Consider the following 15,548-nt stretch of genomic DNA (forward strand, 5'->3'; position numbering starts at 1 on the left):
GCGGTCCCGGTCCAGCGCGCGCGGATCTGTCCGGCAGGGGGAATGGAAAGAAACGATGTCTGCCGAGATCAAGGTCCCGACTCTGGGCGAGAGCGTGACGACCGCCACGATTGCGAAATGGCTGAAGAAGCCCGGTGAAGCGGTGACGGCCGACGAACCGGTGGTGGAACTGGAGACCGACAAGGTCAGCGTCGAGGTCGCGGCGCCCGAAGCCGGCGTGATGGGCCCGCAACTGGTGGCCGAGGGTGACGAGGTCGAGGTCGGCACCGTCCTGGCCTCGGTCGAGGCCGGCAGCGGCGCCGCCGCCAAGCCCGCGGCCGCTGCCCCGGCGCCGAAGAAGGCCGCCGAGGCCCCGAAGGCCCCGGCCGGCGTGCAGGCCCAGCCGACCACCAGCGGCCCCGTCGCCCGTCCCGCGACCCCGCCGTCCGACGTCGCGGCCCAGGGGGCGGCCCACGCGCCGATGCCGTCGGCCCAGAAGATGATGACCGAAAAGGGCGTGACGACCGCCGAAATCGGAATCGGCACCGGCAAGGACGGGCGCGTGACCAAGGGTGACGTCCTGGCCTTCCTGTCGCAGCCGCCGGTGGCCAAGGCCGCCGCGGCCCCGGCCGCCCCGCGCACCGACGACCCGCGCGAGGAACGGGTGAAGATGACCCGCCTGCGCCGGACCATCGCCCGCCGCCTGAAGGACGCGCAGAACACCGCCGCCCTGCTGACCACCTTCAACGAGGTGGACATGTCGGCGGCCAAGGCGATGCGCGCCGAATATCGCGATCTGTTCGAGAAGAAGAACGGCGGCGTGAAGCTGGGCTTCATGTCGATCTTCGCCAAGGCGGCCATCGCGGCGCTGAAGGAATTCCCGGCGATCAACGCGGAAATCGACGGCGACGACGTGATCTATCGCGAATTCATCAATCTCGGCATCGCGGTCGGCGGCCCGAACGGGCTGGTCGTGCCGGTCATCCGCGACGCGGACAAGCTGAACTTCGCGGGGATCGAAAGCGCGATCGCGGGCTTCGGCAAGCGTGCGCGTGACGGGTCGCTGAAACTGGACGAACTGTCGGGCGGCACGTTCTCGATCACCAACGGTGGCATCTACGGTTCGCTGATGTCCACGCCGATCGTCAATGCCCCGCAGTCGGGCATCCTGGGCATGCATGCCATCCAGGACCGTCCGGTCGCCGTGAACGGCCAGGTCGTGATCCGGCCGATGATGTACATCGCCCTGACCTACGATCACCGCATCGTCGACGGCAAGGAGGCTGTCAGCTTCCTGGTGCGCGTCAAGCAGAACGTGGAAGACCCGCGTCGTCTGCTGCTCGAGGTCTGATGCGCCGGGCCGGGCCGGGTTCCTAATCCCAGCCCGGCCCGCCGATCCATCCGACCCATCGAACGCAGGACAGAAACATGACCATTGAAATCAAGGTGCCGACTCTCGGTGAGAGCGTCACGACCGCCACGATCGGCAAATGGCTGAAGCAGCCGGGCGACAGCGTTGCTGCCGACGAACCGGTGGTGGAACTGGAAACCGACAAGGTCAGCGTCGAGGTCGCGGCCCCCGCCGCCGGCCGCCTGGGCGCGCATGCCGTCGCCGAGGGCGAGGAGGTCGCGGTCGGCGCCCTGCTGACCAGTGTCGAGGAAGGCGCCGCCGGTGCCGCCCCCAAGGCGGCTGCCCCAGCCGCCGCCAAGCCCGCGCCGAAGGCGGAGGCCAAGCCGGCCGCCGCTCCGGCCCCGGCCGCGACCCCTGCCGCCGCCCCGCCGGCGGAAACCGATTACGACGTCATCGTCATCGGGGCCGGCCCGGGCGGGTATGTCTGCGCCATTCGCGCGGCGCAGCTTGGTTTCAAGGTCGCCTGCGTCGAGAAGCGCGCGACCCTGGGCGGAACCTGCCTGAATGTCGGCTGCATTCCCTCGAAGGCACTGCTGCAATCGTCCGAGAACTATCATGCCGCGGCGCATGACTATGCCGGGCACGGCATCGTGCTCGACAGCGTGAAGCTGGACCTGGCCCGCATGATGGCCCGCAAGGGCGAGGTGGTCGAGGCCAACGTCAAGGGCGTCGAATTCCTGTTCAAGAAGAACAAGGTCACCTGGCTGAAGGGCACCGGGAAGCTGGAAGGCACCGGCCGCATCACGGTGGACGGCAAGCCGGTGACGGCGAAGCACATCGTGATCGCCAGCGGCAGCGACAGTGCCGGCCTGCCGGGCGTCGAAGTGGACGAGAAGGTCATCGTGACCTCGACCGGCGCGCTGGAACTGTCCGCCGTGCCGAAGAAGATGGTGGTGATCGGCGGCGGCGTCATCGGCCTGGAGCTGGGCAGCGTGTGGCACCGCCTGGGCGCCGAGGTGACGGTGGTCGAATTCCTCGACCGCCTGGTACCGGGGACCGATGGCGAAATCGCCAAGCAGTTCCAGCGCATCCTGACCAAGCAGGGCCTGCAGTTCAAGCTGGGCCACAAGGTCACCAAGGCGGACAAGACCGGCAAGGGCGTGACCCTGACGGTTGAGCCGGCGGCGGGCGGCACGGCCGAGACGCTGGAGGCGGACATCGTCCTTCTGGCGATCGGCCGCAACGCCTACAGCAAGGGCCTGGGTGTGGAAGAGGCCGGCGTCGCACTGGACAAGCGCGGCCGGATCATCACCGACGGTCATTTCGCGACCAGCGTGCCGGGCGTCTATGCGATCGGCGACGTGATCGCCGGCCCGATGCTGGCGCACAAGGCCGAGGAGGAAGGCGTCGCGATCGCGGAAATCCTGGCCGGCCAGGCGGGCCATGTGAATTACGACGCGATCCCGGGCGTGGTCTATACGTGGCCCGAGGTCGCGACCGTGGGGCGGACCGAAGAGGACCTGAAATCGTCCGGCGTGACCTACAAGGTCGGCAAGTTCCCCTTCACCGCCAACGGCCGCGCGCGTGCCATCGGCATGACGGACGGCTTCGTGAAGGTGCTGGCCGAAGCGACCACGGACCGCGTGCTGGGCGTGCATATCATCGGCCCCGGCGCCGGCGAAATGATCGCCGAGGCCACGCTGGCGATGGAATTCGGGGCTTCCTCGGAAGACATCGCCCGCACCTGCCACGCGCATCCGACCCTCAGCGAGGCGTTGAAGGAGGCCGCGCTGGACGTCGAGAAGCGCGCCATCCACATCTGACCGACCGGCCGCACGGATGGGCGGCCCCTGGGCCCGCCCATCCGTGCATCACGTCCCGTCCGGGAACGCGAAGCCGTGCCGGGCGTCATGACACAGGGTTGTTATGACGCTGCCGGGCCGGTGGCGGGGCTGAGAGGCTGTTTCAGAAGTTCTGATGCTGAGCGAGAGCGGCCCGAAGGGCCGCGCCCGGCGTGTGTTTCAGAGCACCGAAGCGGAGCGGCCTTGTGGGCCGTGAGCAGCGGAGCGCAGGAAACGCGCGTCGGATCGCCAGCAGCGGGGCTTTTGAAACAGCTTCTGAAGGGGGGCGCATGCGGGCAGTCTATTCGATGGTCGGGACGACCATCGCGGGCGGTGTCATCCTGGCCGCCGCGCTTTCGGCCTGTGCTGCCTCGCCTGTCCCCGCGCCCCCGGCCGCCGCCCCGGCGACGATCGTCGCCCCTGCCGAAGACAATCCGGCCATCGACATTCCCCCGCTGCCTGCCCTGGACGATGATGCCGCCCGGGCCGAGGCCGCGCGCCTGGCCACGCTGATGCGGCGCGACATTCCCCATTTCCAGCCGCTGTCGCCGGCCGACGAGGCGCGTTGGATCGGGCTGGCCCGCGCGCAGATGGCGCAGTCGGACGTCGTGGTCGATCGCGCGCAGTTGCTGATGGTGGTCGATCGCAGTCCCCGCGTGCAGCGTGTCTGTTTCGTCCTGGCCCTGCCGGGGACTGCGCCATGGCAGGTGCTGGGCGGCACACGTGTCTCCACCGGGCGCACCGGGCGGAAGTTCAATTACGTGACCCCTACGGGGGTCTTCATCAATTTGCCCGATCGGCTGGGCTATCGTGCCCAGGGCACGCGCAACGAAAACGGTATTCGCGGCATCGGCGTGCGGGGCATGCGGGTGTGGGACATGGGCTGGCAATGGGCGGAAAAAGGCTGGCTGCCCAGCCGCGAGAAGGGACAGATCCGGCTGGAAATCCATGCCACCGACCCGGATTTTCTGGAATCCCGCCTGGGCCATCCGGCATCCGAAGGCTGCGTGCGTATTCCCTCGGCGTTGAACGTCTTCATGGACCGTCACGGCCTGCTGGATGTGCTGTACGAACAGGCGGCCAGCTATGACGGGCGGTTCCGTGCGCTGTTGCCGCGTGATCGTGTGCCTTCGCCGATTGCGGGGGATGCGTTGGTGGTGGTGGATTCTTCTTTTTCTGAAGAAAAAGAAGCAAAAAGACTTTGATTCGTTAAGGGGACTCGTGTGTCCCAGCAAAAAATCCCTGAACGGATCAAAAGTTTTTTGGTTCTTTTTTTCAAAAAAAGAACAGGGACCATCGCTTCCCAACCTTCCCCGGTTCGCTCATGATAATGTGATGAAAAAGATCGGACCGACCCTGTGCCTGTTCCTGCTGGCGGCCGTGCCGGGCCATGCGGCCCCTGCCGCTCCGGACACGCCCACCCCGGCCAGTGTCGCGGCCGCCATCCAGAGGGACGGCGCGGCGCAGGCGCTGGGCGGCCTGACCGATTCCGACGGGTTCGATACGGTGACGGACGGAATTGCCGGGGCCGATCCGGCGTGGGTCGCGCTGGTGCCGGCCATGGCCCCGGGGCTGGATTCCGATAGCGGGCCGGCCGTGACGGCGGCGCTGGCCCTGGCGCTGCCGCAGAACGCGCCGCTGGTGCTGCAGGCGATGGATGCGCGCTATCCGGCGCTGGACCCGCAACGCGTCTGTGCCCGGCCCTTCATGCATGACGAGGTGCCGGACATGAAAGGCTATGTCCGCCGCACCCGCGCCGCGCTGCGCCATGTGCGGGACGGGGCGCTGCGTGCGGTGCGCGACCAGTGCCTGGCGGTCCTGGGCGGGGTGAAGCGGTAGGACGATTCTACGCGTGGCCGTTTACGCGCCATGCGCCTTCCAGGCCCGCAGCGCGGCCAGGCTGCCCGTGATGTGGCCCGCCGGGGCCATGGCGCTGTAGGCGGACAGGATGTGCCCGTCCGGCGCGATGACATAGGACGTGCGGCTGGCATAATGCAGCAGCGGCATCTTGGAATCGTAGGAACTGGCGATCCGTCCCGCCGGATCGGACGCGACGGGAAAGCGGCTGCGGCATTCGCTGACCGAAAACCGGTCCAGTGTCTCGATCTTGTCCATCGAAATCCCGATGACCGTGGCCCCCAGCGCCTTGAACTGATCCATCGCGTCGGCAAAATCATGCGCTTCGATGGTGCAGCCGCGGGTGAAGGCGGCGGGGTAGAAATACAGCACCACCGGCCCGTGGCGCAGGGCGTCGGCCAGGGCGAAATGGAATTGCTTGCCGCCCAGGCTGGCCGGCGCATCGAACAGCGGGGCCATGCTGCCGGGCGGCAGCGCCGCCCGCGCGGGCGAGAGCGATGTGACGGCCATGAAGGACAGCGCGATCGCCAGGGGCAGCGCCATGCCCAACCTGACGCAGCGGCGCAGAAGAAGAGTGCGGAGCATGATGGGCCCTATACGCTCAGGTACGTTGCCATCAGGACCGCGAATCGGGGGAAATGACAACACAATTATCCGCGCCGCCCGACAGGCGGCGGCAGGCCTCGATCGCCGCATCGTGTGACAGGCCGGTCAGTCGCGCGCGATACAGGTGCCCGCTGGCGATATGCACGCTGGCCACCTGCGGCCGGGCGGCGCCCAGCACGGTGGCGGCGCGCTGGCGGGCATGGCCCGCCGCCTGTGACGCCAGCGCGGACGAACCGAACGCCCCGACCTGAATGGCCCAGTCGCGGGGGGCCGGCGCCAGGCTGGACCGGCGCAGCAGGGGCGCGGGCTCGGCCATCGCCGGGTTGACCAGGTGGAAGCCGTGCCCGCTGGCGGGGCCTGCCGCCGGCGGGGCGGCGGGCAGCGGCGCGAGCGGCGGGGCCGCCGCGGCCAGGGCCGGGGGCGTGGCGGGGCTTTCGTCCTCGGGCCGCGCACGGGCGGCCCAGGCGGCGCGGACCGCGTCGGCCGGTGTTCCGCCGCCGGCGGGGGCCACGCTCTTCCAGGCCGTATAGGCGGGGGCGGGCGCGCGGTCGGTCTCGGGCGGGGCCTCGGCGACCTGGACGGGCTGGGTATCGTCGGTGCCGCCATGGTCGGCGCGCCGGGCCCAGGCCATGCGGACCGAGCGGGTTTCCGCGCTGGTCTGCGCGGCCGCGTAGACATGGCCGCGCGCCACGTCGTGGGCTTCGACCATCAGGTCGGCCTGCGAGCGGACATTGGGCGTGATGCCGGCGATCTGCGGGCCGATCGCGGCGACATAGTTGCGGGTTTCGCGCGGCAGGGTCCGGTTATGGACCAGGAAATCGTCCAGGCGCCCCGGTCCGGTATTGTACGCGGCCAGGAAGCCGGGCGAGCCGTAGATGTCGTACATCTGCCGGATATAGGCGGTGCCGGCCAGGATGTTGTCATGCGGGTTGAACGGGTCGTCGCCCAGCCCGTACTCACCCTTCAGCTCGTCATAGGTGGGGGGCATCAACTGCATCAGGCCCATCGCCCCGGGGGCCGAGGTCACGAACTGGCCGTTGCGGAACAACTGGCCGCCGGATTCCCGCTGCATGACGGAGCGGATCCACGTATCCGGCACGTCGAAACGCTTGGACGCTTCCTCGATATACGGGCCCCACGGGTCCTCGGGCGGTCCCGGCGGGGCGTAGTAGGATTTGGCATGCGCGCGGTAATTCGCGGCTTCCTGCGTCACGGGGATCTGCGGGCCCGGCGTGCCGGCACAGGCCGCCAGCAGCCCGGCCAGCCCGGCCACCCCTGCGACGCGGGCCGCCACGGCGCCCGCGACCCTGGCCGCAACGGTGGCCCCGGCCCCCCGGTCGTCCTGTTTGTGCCGGAATGGACGGGGGGCGGAACCGTGCGGGCGTCGGGTCATCAGGGACTCATCCGGAACAGGCGCCGGGCCCGGACGGGCCACGCCGTGAAGAGGACAGACGTTCGGGACCGATTGTGGCGAAATTCTGGACCACTTCAGGTCGATGGAAAGGAATGTCCTCTAAGGCTTTACAGAAACCCGATCTTTGGCGCAACAGAATCGCGTGCGCCGCCTGTCTCCTCAGCTTGCGATCTGCACCCGGATCGATTCCGTGCGCTCGACCACGTTGATCGCGACCTCGTTGCCGACGCGGACCAGGCGTACCGTCACCCGGTCGCCGCCGATTTCCAGGTTGTACAGCGTCATCTCGTCCAGGAATTCCGGCAGGCGCGGCCGCTCGAAATGCACCGCCACCGTCGCGGGGTCGAAGCTCAGGCCGAGGGTAGACTGGATCAGCGCCGGCAGCGTCGCCGCCGCCCAGGCCTGTGGCGAACAGGCCACCGGGTAGCGCACCGGCCCCTCCGCCCGGTTGCGGGTGAAGCCGCAGAACAGTTCCGGCAGGCGCCGCAGGTCGGTATAGAACGCGGCCTCGAACATGCCGCGGAACAGGCGCGCGGCCTCGTCGCGATAGCCGTGGCGGGCCAGCCCCAGCCCGATCAGCGCGTTGTCGTGCGGCCAGACCGATCCGTTGTGATAGGCCATCGGGTTGTAGCGCGCCTCGCCCTCGGGGATCGTGCGGATGCCCCAGCCGGTGAAGGACGACCGGTGCATCAGCCCCTGGACCAGGGACGGCACCCGGTCCGGGGTCGTGATGTCGGTCAGCAGGACATGCCCGGCATTCGACGACCGGACGCGGCACTGTTTCTTGTGGCCGTCCAGCGCCAGAGCGAAGGTGCCCAGTTCCTCGATCCAGAAGCGCGCGTTGAAGGCCACGCGCAGCGCCTCGGCCAGGTGGTCCTGCCGCTCGGCATAGGCCGTCTTGCCCAGCCGGCGCCCGATGGTCGCGGCGGCGCGCCGCGCGGCGTAGACATAGGCCTGGACCTCGCACAGCGCGATCGGGCCTTCGGCCAGCGTGCCGTCGGCGTGGAAGATGCTGTCGTAGCTGTCCTTCCAGCCCTGATTGATCAGCCCGTCCTTGTTGCGGCGGCCATATTCGACGAACCCGTCGCCGTCGCGGTCGCCGTAGCGGTCGATCCAGTCGATCGCGCGTTCGATGTTCGGCCAGATCATGGTCATCAGCGCGACGTCGCCCGTCCGCTCCAGATACTGGCCCGCCAGCATGACGAACAGCGGCGTGGAATCGATCGATCCGTAATAATGCCGGAACGGTACCTCGCCCAGTTCCGCCATCTCGCCGTGCCGGACCTCGTGCAGAATCTTGCCCGGCTCGGCGTCGGCGACGGGGTCCTCGACCCGGGCCTGGTGCCGGGCCAGGTAGTTCAGGACCCCCCGCGCGATCTCCGGGTCCAGCCACAGCGTCAGCATGGCGGTGATCAGCGCGTCGCGGCCGAAGGCGGTGCTGAACCACGGCACGCCGGCATAGGGGTACGGACCGGTCTTCTTGTCCGTCAGCAGCATGTAGATGTCGCAGATGCAGCGGCGGATGGCCTCGTTGAAGATCTCGTTGGACGTGGCGATCGCCGCCGCCCGGGACGAGGACAGGCGCAGCGCCCGCCGGGCCTCGACCGCGCCGGTCAGGAAGCGGCGGTTCGGCTGGGCGTCGTGGACGCCGTCGGGGTCGCACTCGACCTCGTAATGGATCAGCACCCGCTGCCCCGGCGGCAGGTCGAAGCGGAAGGCGGCATGGCGTGCGTCCAGCGATGCCGGCGGCGGCCAGAAGCGCAGCAGGGTGGTCCGCCGCCGCCCGTCCAGCCCGTCATAGGCCAGCGTTACCTCGCTGTCGGTGACCACGGGTTCGCGCTGCGTGCCGCGACGGGCGCGGGTGGAACCGCGGGCCTCGAACAGGTCCGCGAAATCGGCCAGGAAGCGGATGTCCAGCAGCGCGGTGCGGGGTTCCACGTCGAAATTGCGGATTTCGACCCGTTCGTAGCACACGCGGTTCCACAGGAAGCGCGACCGGCGGACATGCAGCAGGTCGTGATTCATCTTCCGGCCGTCCGGCCCGTCGATGTCCGTGTTCGTCAGGTCGACCGACAGCAGCACGTTGTTCTCGCGCACCGTCGAGGACAGCAGGATCGGCCGCACGCCCTGCAGGGTCATGGACAGGCCGGATAGGTAGCGCGTGTCATGGAAATACAGCCCGTCCGCGATGCCGTCGCCGAACAGGATGTCGCCCGTCTGGTCGAAGACGCCGAACATGTCCCCCTGCTTGAGGGTGTGCAGCCGCCGTTCCGACAGCAGCGACTTCGCGGCGACCGGAAAGCCGTCCAGGTCGGCGGCGGGCGGCGGCGGCGGATGGGTCTCGGATTGAGTGTCCATGACGGTATGTCCTTCGCGGTTGCCGGATCGTCTGTTCCGGGGTCCGGACTGATGGGGGCCGACCCGACCGGATGGGGTCAGAGCAGTTTGGCGAATTTCAGCAGCAGCCAGGTGATGACCATGAAGAGGAAGCAGACGCCGCCGGCCTCGACAGTGCCCATGGCGCCGGTGGCCAGGAACATCCCGCCGGTATTCATGCCGAAGAATCCGGTCACAAAAGTGGCGGGCAGCATCAGCGTGGTGACCACCGACACGGTATACAGGCGCCGGTTGGTCTCCTCGGCCTGGCCCGATGCCAGTTCGTCCTGCAGCGAGCGGGCGCGGTCCTGAAGCGCCAGAAGATCATCCAGCGCCGCGTGGATCTGCCGCTGCGAGCGGTCGCGGATGTCGTCCTCGGCCCATTCCGGCAATTCGAGGTCCTCGCTGTGGAAAATCCGGTCGACGGGCGAAATGACGCGGCGCAGTTCGGTCGACCGGCGCCGCACCTTGCCGATCAGGCCGCTGATGCGGCCGAAATCGGTATGCTGGTCCAGAGTCAGCAGAAGATCCTCGGCCCGGTCAAGCTGATCGTCCAGCATGGCGATATTGCGCCGCACCGTGTCGGCGAATTCCAGCAGCGTACGGTCCACGATCTCGGCCGGCGTGCGCGGCGTGTCGCCGCGCTGCAACCACCGATAGGCGGCGCCCAGGGCCGGAACCGGATGCCGCCGCGTGGTGATCAGCAGGTCCGGCAGCACGGCGAAGCGCCAGGCCGACACGTTGGTGTCGTCGTCGCTCATGCTGTCGTCGAAGCCGGGAAGGGCGCCGTACACCAGCTCGCCATCCGCTTCCAGCCGGGTGCCCCGGTCGGTACCGCCCAGGGTGGCGCGGGCTTCCTCGGGCAGGCAGCCGATCGCCTCGACCCGGGCGCGGCTGGCGGTATGGACGACGTCGTAATGAAGCCACACCCAGCCCCGATCGGCCGCGGCGCCGGGCGCGGCGTCCTCGCCGTCCAGGCGGGCCGGCGGATGGTCGTTCAGGTGCAACGTTGCTTCGTGCGCCGACAATTGCACCGGCCGATGTCCGGGCATGCACGACACCGCCCAGACCAGGCCGTCGGCGGCATCGGTCACGGGCGTGTCGACAAGGGAGATCTCGGTCTGGGCAATCGTATCGGGCATGGGGGACATCCGGGACCGCTCGGGACGCAAGGGCACACTTGGCATGCCCGTATTCCGGTTGCAATCCCGCGCCGCGCCCGGGGACCGGCCGGGGGGGCGGGGGGATCAGCCTGCCGGCGGGCCGTCGCACCAGAAGCCCGCATGCGGGCCGGCGGCTTCGTCCTCCAGCATCGGGCCCAGCACCGCGACGGGGTGCTGCCCACGGGCGAATACCTCGCGGCAGGGCAGGGCGAAGGTCGGGTTTTCCGGGTGCGCGCCGGTCAGGGCCAGCAGCCGGTGCTCCGACAGCGCGTAGACCACGCGGCGGATATTGGTCCAGTAGACCGCGCCGGCACACATGCAGCAGGGCTCGGCGCTGGTATAAAGCGTGCAGTCCGCCATCGCGTCGGGCGGCAGGATGCGCGCGGCGCCGGCCACGGCGCGCAGTTCGGCATGCTGCGTCGGATCGCCTTCGGGCGGCATGGAATTGTTGATGGCGGTGCTGACCACCCGCCCCTGCGCATCGGCGACCAGCGCCGCGAACGGATGCCGCCCCTGCGCGCGCGCGTCCGCCGACAGCGCGATGGCCCGCCGCAGCAGGTCCAGGTCGGTCGGTGTGGGGGCTTCATGCATCGGTTGCGTCCTCGCAGGGTCCGGCCCGGGATATCTGGTCCGGGGACAGCAGCAGGTTCAGCGTCACCGCGCAGAACGCCGCCATGAACACGCCGCTGGCGGTCAGGATGCGCAGCGGACCGGGCAGGTGGGCGAACAGCGTCGGGCAGGCCATCGGCAGCACGCCCGCCGCGATCGCCACGGCGGCGACCAGCGCGTGCGCCGTGCCGGAGGGGCGGATGCGCGCCAGGTCCTGGATGCCGGCCATCGCGGTCATGCCGAACATCAGGATCGCCGAACCTCCCAGGACCGGCCGGGGCATGCAGGCGACGGCGGCGCCCAGGCGGGGAAACAGGCCCATTGCGACCATCAGGGCGCCCGCCGCCGCGACGACGAAGCGGCTGCGCACGCCGGTCAGGGCGATCAGCCCGGTATTCTGGGCGAAGGCATTATAGGGCGTGCCGCCCAGGAATCCGCCCAGCAGGGTGGACAATCCATCGGCGGCATAGGTGCGCGCCAGCACCGCGCGCGATGCCGTCCGCCCCGCCAGGCGCGAGACGGCCAGGCAGTTGCCGGTGGTCTCCACCAGGATGACCATCATCGCCATGGTCATGACCAGGATCGGCACGGTGTGGAAGGCCGGTGCGCCAAATGGCAGCACCGGCGGCGGCGCCATCCACGCCACCTGGCGCATGGGGGTGAAATCGGCCTGCCCGGTCAGGATGCCCAGCACGCAGCCGGCCGCCATGCCCAGCAGGATGGCCAGCGTCCGCCCCATGGTGCCGGCCCGCGCGGTGATCAGCAGGGTCAGGGCCAGGGTCGCGAAACCCAGCAGCAGGTGCGCGGGCGCGCCGAAGCCGGGGTCCCCCGGCCGCCCCCCGCCCAGCCAGTTCGCCGCCGCCGGCATCAGCGACAGCCCGACGACGGTGATCACGCTGCCGATCACCACGGGCGGGAAGAAGCGCGTCAGCCGGCTGGCCAGGGGCGCCAGCAGGCAGGTGGCCAGCCCGCCGCCGATGACCGCGCCATAGGCGGTCGGCAGGTCGTATTCCCGCGCGATCATGACCATGGGCGGCAGGGCGATGAAGGACGATGCCTGGATCAGCGGCAGGCGTGCGCCGAACGGGCCCAGCCCCAGGGTCTGGATCAGCGTGGCGATGCCGGATGTCAGGATGCTGGCATTGACCAGCATCGCCTGCTGTGCGCCGTCCAGCCCCAGCGTGCTGCCGATGATCAGCGGCACCGCGACGATCCCGGCATAGATCACCAGCACATGCTGCAAACCGCAGACCAGAAGCTGCCAGGGCGGCAGGCGCGCCTCGACAGGGTCGGGCCGGTTCGCGACATGGTTCATTAAGCGGGTCATTTCAGGTCGTCGGGAACCTTGCCGCCATTGTCCGCCAGCTTCTGCATGACCTGCCTGTGCAGCCAGGTATTCATTCCGGCGGAATCGTTCATGTCGCCGGTATAATGCAGTTCTTCCGCCAGTTGCTTGCGCGCGGCCAGCGAACTGTCCAGGCCCAGCAGCTTCATCAGGTCGACGATCGACTGCCGCCAGTTCAGCGGTTGCGGCGCCTTGGCCGCCAGGGCGGACAGGATGGCGGCGACGTCGACCGGCTGCGCCGGAGCGGTGGCTGCAGCCGGAGCTGGGGCTGGGGCCGTGGTCGGGGATGCGCCCGGCGGCGTGGCCTGGGGGGCGGCCGTGCCCGACGGCGTCAGCGTGACCTGCGGATTGGCCGTGGACGCGCCCGCGGGCGTGACGCCGGCATGGCCGAAGATCGTGGAAAGAATGGTTCCGAAGATGCTCATGGTCTGAAACTCCCCTGGTCGTTGGTCCCGGGGACCGGATGCGACCGCATGCAATGCGGCGCATCCGGTGCGCCGGACCGTCAGTACCGGTACAGGTCGTTCTTGAACGGCCCGTTGACCGGAACGCCGATATAGTCGGCCTGTTTCGCCGTCATCCGCGTCAATTCGGCGCCGACCTTCGCCAGGTGCAGGGCCGCGACCTTTTCGTCCAGGTGCTTGGGCAGGGTGTAGACCTTGCGCTCGTACTTGCCGGCCGGCGCGGTCCACAGTTCGATCTGCGCCAGCGTCTGGTTGGTGAAGGACGCCGACATCACGAAGGACGGGTGACCCGTCGCGTTGCCCAGATTGACCAGACGGCCCTCGGACAGGACGATCAGGCGCTTGCCGTCGGGGAAGACGACCTCGTCCACCTGCGGCTTGATGTTGTCCCAGGGGAAGTTGCGCAGCGCGTCGATCTGGATCTCGGAATCGAAATGCCCGATATTGCAGACGATGGCGCGGTGCTTCATCTCGCGCATGTGGTCGATGGTGATGATGTCGACATTGCCGGTGCAGGTGACGAAGATGTCACCGCGCGGGGCGGCGCCTTCCATCGTCACGACCTCGTAGCCTTCCATCGCCGCCTGCAGGGCGCAGATCGGGTCGGCCTCGGTTACCAGAACGCGGCAGCCGGCATTGCGCAGCGACGCGGCCGATCCCTTGCCCACGTCGCCATAGCCGGCGACGACGGCGATCTTGCCGGCCATCATCACGTCGGTGCCGCGACGGATCGCGTCCACCAGGCTCTCGCGGCAGCCGTACAGATTGTCGAATTTCGACTTGGTGACGCTGTCGTTGACGTTGATCGCGGGCACGGCCAGCGTGCCCTTCTTCGCCATTTCCCACAGGCGATGCACGCCGGTGGTCGTCTCCTCGGACAGGCCGCGCACGTCCTTCAGCATGTCGGGGTACTTGTCGTGCATCAGCACGGTCAGGTCGCCGCCATCGTCCAGGATCATGTTCGGCGTCCAGCCGTCCGGACCCTTCACCGTCGCCTCGATGCACCACCAGAATTCGTCCTCGGACAGGCCCTTCCAGGCGAAGACCGGCACGCCCGTCGCGGCGATGGCGGCGGCGGCGTGGTCCTGGGTCGAAAAGATGTTGCACGACGACCAGCGCACGGTGGCGCCCAGCGCGGTCAGGGTCTCGATCAGCACGGCGGTCTGGATCGTCATGTGCAGGCAGCCGGCGATGCGCGCGCCCTTCAGCGGCTGGCTGGCACCGAATTCCTCGCGCAGTGCCATCAGGCCGGGCATTTCACCCTCGGCGATCGAAATCTCCTTGCGGCCCCATTCGGCGAGCGAGATGTCCCGTACCTTGTAATCCGTGCTGGCGGTCATGTTCCGTCCTGTCCGTAGAGAAAAATCCCGGCAGGTATAGGCGGTCACGTTCCCGGGGGCTAGAGCCGGCGTCCCGTCAGGATGCGGCGACGTCCTCGGCCGCCCGCAGCACGCGCAGGAAATTGCCGCCCCAGATCGCGGCGATCTGGGCCGCGTCGTAGCCCCGGCGCAGCAGTTCCGCCGTCAGGGCGGGGGACTGCGCCGCGTTGCGCCAGCCCTCGATGGTGCCGCCGCCGTCGAAATCCGACGAAATGCCGACATGCCCGACCCCGATCCGGTCCACGACATAGTCGATGTGATCGACATAGTCCGCCACGTTCACCGGCCGCTTCCGCCGGGCCTCGCGCGGGCGCAGGAAGGCGTCGACCGCCGTGATATGGACCACGCCGCCGCAGTCGCGCAATGCGTCGAGCTGTTCGTCGTCCAGGTTGCGCGGATGGTCGCACAGCGCGCGGACGCAGGAATGGGTGGCCAGGACCGGGCTGCGCGACAGGCGCACGGCCTGCATCATGGTGCTGCGCGCGGTGTGCGAGATATCGACCATCAGGCCCAGCCGGTTCATCTCCGCGATCGCCTCGCGCCCCAGGCCGGACAGCCCGCCATGGCGGCTCTCGACGTCGCCCAGCGCGGCCGAGGGACGGGCGGAATCGGCCAATGCGTTATGCCCGTTATGGGTCAGGGTCATGTAGCGCGCGCCCTTTGCGCGGAATCGGGCCAGAAGCGACAGGTCCTCGCCCATCGCGTAGCCGTTTTCCACCGCCGGGACGATCGCGGTGACGCCGTCGCGGAAGGCGGCCTCGATCTCGTCCGCCAGGGGGCAGATCCGCGCCTCGCCGGTCGCGCCACTGCGGCCGATCGCATCCAGCATGTCCAGCGCCTGCTGCCCGATGGCGGCATGGGTGTCCGCATCGGTCGGGCCCTGCCCGACATAGGCGACCAGGCAGGCGGCGGCGATGCCGCCCCGCCGCAGCTTCGGCAGGTCGACATGGCGGTAGGATGTCTCCTGCGCGATGTCGCCCCGGTCGGGCCAGGGAATGTCGATATGCGTATCGACCGTCAGGATGGATCGGTGCAGGGCCTGGGATTCGGTCATGGCGGAAATGTAGCCCGGATTACGCCATCCCGTAAGAGTTTGTCCGCATGCGATGCGCCCCCCGAAGCGACACGCCCCCGGGCGGGGGCGCATCGCGGCGGGCGGTTAGG

13 protein-coding genes are annotated in these 15,548 nt (G+C 68.9%); 4 read left to right on the top strand and 9 right to left on the bottom strand.

Annotated elements, in window-relative coordinates; all coding sequences use genetic code 11:
• The first annotated feature begins 55 nt into the window (after positions 1-55).
• The 4 genes from odhB to GDIA_RS10690 all read left to right on the top strand — a co-directional run bounded on the left by odhB (position 56) and on the right by GDIA_RS10690 (position 5,010).
• Positions 56-1,330 carry a 2-oxoglutarate dehydrogenase complex dihydrolipoyllysine-residue succinyltransferase gene (gene odhB / locus GDIA_RS10675; protein ID WP_012554143.1) on the top strand — a complete coding sequence of 425 codons (1,275 nt, stop codon included), beginning with the start codon at positions 56-58 and terminating at the stop codon, positions 1,328-1,330.
• A gap of 77 nt (positions 1,331-1,407) precedes the next feature.
• On the top strand, positions 1,408-3,153 hold the full coding sequence (gene lpdA / locus GDIA_RS10680) for a dihydrolipoyl dehydrogenase (protein WP_012224697.1): 1,746 nt from the start codon (positions 1,408-1,410) through the stop codon (positions 3,151-3,153).
• Between the two features lie 308 nt (positions 3,154-3,461).
• On the top strand, positions 3,462-4,376 hold the full coding sequence (locus tag GDIA_RS10685) for a L,D-transpeptidase (protein WP_012554144.1): 915 nt from the start codon (positions 3,462-3,464) through the stop codon (positions 4,374-4,376).
• Positions 4,377-4,506: 130 nt separating this feature from the next.
• Positions 4,507-5,010 (top strand): hypothetical protein, encoded by a 504-nt coding sequence (locus tag GDIA_RS10690; protein ID WP_012224701.1) that lies wholly within the window; start codon positions 4,507-4,509, stop codon positions 5,008-5,010.
• 21 nt (positions 5,011-5,031) lie between these two features.
• Here GDIA_RS10690 and GDIA_RS10695 read toward each other — a convergent pair whose 3' ends face one another.
• The 9 genes from GDIA_RS10695 to GDIA_RS10735 form a co-directional block, all read right to left on the bottom strand.
• Positions 5,032-5,613, bottom strand: coding sequence for a peroxiredoxin (locus tag GDIA_RS10695; RefSeq protein ID WP_012224703.1), 582 nt, complete (start codon positions 5,611-5,613; stop codon positions 5,032-5,034).
• Between the two features lie 31 nt (positions 5,614-5,644).
• Positions 5,645-7,027 carry a lytic transglycosylase domain-containing protein gene (locus tag GDIA_RS10700; RefSeq protein ID WP_012554146.1) on the bottom strand — a complete coding sequence of 461 codons (1,383 nt, stop codon included), beginning with the start codon at positions 7,025-7,027 and terminating at the stop codon, positions 5,645-5,647.
• Between the two features lie 180 nt (positions 7,028-7,207).
• Positions 7,208-9,406, bottom strand: coding sequence for an amylo-alpha-1,6-glucosidase (locus tag GDIA_RS10705; RefSeq protein WP_012554147.1), 2,199 nt, complete (start codon positions 9,404-9,406; stop codon positions 7,208-7,210).
• Positions 9,407-9,483: 77 nt separating this feature from the next.
• Complete coding sequence (locus GDIA_RS10710; protein WP_012554148.1) at positions 9,484-10,611, bottom strand: transporter; 1,128 nt, start codon at positions 10,609-10,611, stop codon at positions 9,484-9,486.
• A gap of 60 nt (positions 10,612-10,671) precedes the next feature.
• Positions 10,672-11,178, bottom strand: coding sequence for a nucleoside deaminase (locus GDIA_RS10715; RefSeq protein ID WP_012224710.1), 507 nt, complete (start codon positions 11,176-11,178; stop codon positions 10,672-10,674).
• Positions 11,171-12,511 (bottom strand): nucleobase:cation symporter-2 family protein, encoded by a 1,341-nt coding sequence (locus GDIA_RS10720; RefSeq protein WP_043458889.1) that lies wholly within the window; start codon positions 12,509-12,511, stop codon positions 11,171-11,173. The genes GDIA_RS10715 and GDIA_RS10720 overlap by 8 nt, the downstream gene beginning before the upstream one ends.
• Positions 12,512-12,519: 8 nt before the next feature.
• Positions 12,520-12,966 carry a DUF3597 domain-containing protein gene (locus tag GDIA_RS10725; protein ID WP_012224712.1) on the bottom strand — a complete coding sequence of 149 codons (447 nt, stop codon included), beginning with the start codon at positions 12,964-12,966 and terminating at the stop codon, positions 12,520-12,522.
• Positions 12,967-13,046: 80 nt separating this feature from the next.
• The gene (gene ahcY, locus GDIA_RS10730) at positions 13,047-14,345 is read right to left on the bottom strand and encodes an adenosylhomocysteinase (RefSeq protein ID WP_012554150.1); all 1,299 of its coding nucleotides are present in this window, start codon (positions 14,343-14,345) and stop codon (positions 13,047-13,049) included.
• A gap of 76 nt (positions 14,346-14,421) precedes the next feature.
• A complete protein-coding gene (locus GDIA_RS10735; RefSeq protein WP_012224716.1) occupies positions 14,422-15,438 on the bottom strand; it encodes a dipeptidase in 1,017 nt (338 codons plus the stop codon).
• Positions 15,439-15,548 lie beyond the last annotated feature (110 nt).

It is taken from the genome of Gluconacetobacter diazotrophicus PA1 5 (assembly GCF_000021325.1).
Lineage (GTDB): Bacteria > Pseudomonadota > Alphaproteobacteria > Acetobacterales > Acetobacteraceae > Gluconacetobacter > Gluconacetobacter diazotrophicus.